Origin of the sequence: Marinobacter sp. 1-3A, from assembly GCF_016597775.1 — a bacterium.
GTDB lineage: Bacteria > Pseudomonadota > Gammaproteobacteria > Pseudomonadales > Oleiphilaceae > Marinobacter > Marinobacter xiaoshiensis.
Map to the genome: position 1 here is coordinate 1 of NZ_VCGZ01000036.1, position 1,327 is coordinate 1,327.

At 56.1% G+C, this 1,327-nt stretch carries 1 protein-coding gene; it reads right to left on the reverse strand.

Features of this window, described 5'->3' with window-relative positions:
- Positions 1–36: 36 nt before the first annotated feature.
- A complete protein-coding gene (locus tag FE848_RS18540; RefSeq protein ID WP_200205392.1) occupies positions 37–1,251 on the reverse strand; it encodes an IS256 family transposase in 1,215 nt (404 codons plus the stop codon).
- Positions 1,252–1,327 lie beyond the last annotated feature (76 nt).

Below are 1,327 nucleotides of genomic sequence, written 5' to 3' on the forward strand. Positions count from 1 at the left end.
GAGCCTGTAAATAAATCTGTGTAACTGCCCACCCCATTACAGGTGGCCGTCCAGGCGGTCACCGAATTCGATAATAAAGCGATTCAAGGCCGGCTTCCAATCACGGATCGGCATGGTCCATTTCTTCGAGGCTTGCTGGATTGCCAGAAAGGCCACTTTCAGGGCCGAGTCATCGCTTGGGAACAGCTTCCGGCGCTTGGTGGCTTTGCGGATCACGCTGTTCAGTGACTCAATGGCATTGGTGGTGTAGATTACCTTCCGGATCGCCGGCGGGTACTCGAAGATGGTGATCAGGTTATCCCAGTGGCTTTGCCAGGAGCGAGAGATCTGTGGGTATTGGCTGTCCCAGCGCTCTCCAAAGGCCTCCAGTGCCTGCCGGGCCTCATGTTCCGTGGCGGACTGATAGATTTGCTTCAGATCGGCCGTCACGGCCTTGTAGTCCTTCCAGGACACGTAGCGCAGCGAGTTGCGAACCATGTGCACGATGCACAGTTGCACTTTGGTTTGCGGGTACTCAGCGGCAATAGCATCCGGGAAGCCCTTGAGACCATCCACACAGGCGATCAGGATGTCCTCCAGGCCCCGGTTCTTGAGTTCTGTCAGTACCGACAGCCAGAACTTCGCACCCTCAGTTTCGGCAAGCCACAGGCCCAGCAGCTCCTTCTGGCCTTCCATGTTGATGCCCAGGGCCAAATATAGGGACTTGTTGATCACCCTCTTGTCCTGACGAATTTTCAGAACGATGCAGTCCAGATAGACGATGGGGTAGATCGGATCCAGCGGGCGGTTCTGCCACTCGTGAACCTGATCGATCACACGCTCCGTCACCTTGGACACCAGAGTTGCCGAGATGTCGGCGTCGTACATTTCCTTGAAGGCGTCTACGATATCTCGGGTGCTCAGGCCCTTGGCGTAAAGCGCCAGGATCTGGTCATCCATCTGAGTCAGGCGGGACTGGCCTTTACGGACGAACTGAGGCTCGAAGGAGCCGTCCCGGTCACGGGGAGCCTGTATCGGTACTTCGCCGTGTTGGCCCTTCAGGCGCTTGGCAGAATAGCCGTTACGGCTGTTGCCGGTGCCACGCCCTTCAGGAGCGTGCTTCTCGTATCCGAGATGCTCGTCCAGTTCAGCGTTGAGAGCGGTCTCGACGGTGAGCTTAACCAGTTGTTGCGTGAGGGCTCCGAGATCTCTTTCAGACTTAATGTCCTTGGCCAGCTCGGCGGCCATAGCTTTGAGTTTTTCTTGGTCCAATTGCGTACCCACGATGGTATCCTTTTGAAAAGGTTACTCAGTCGTGGGCAGTTACACAATTTGGTTTACAGCCTCG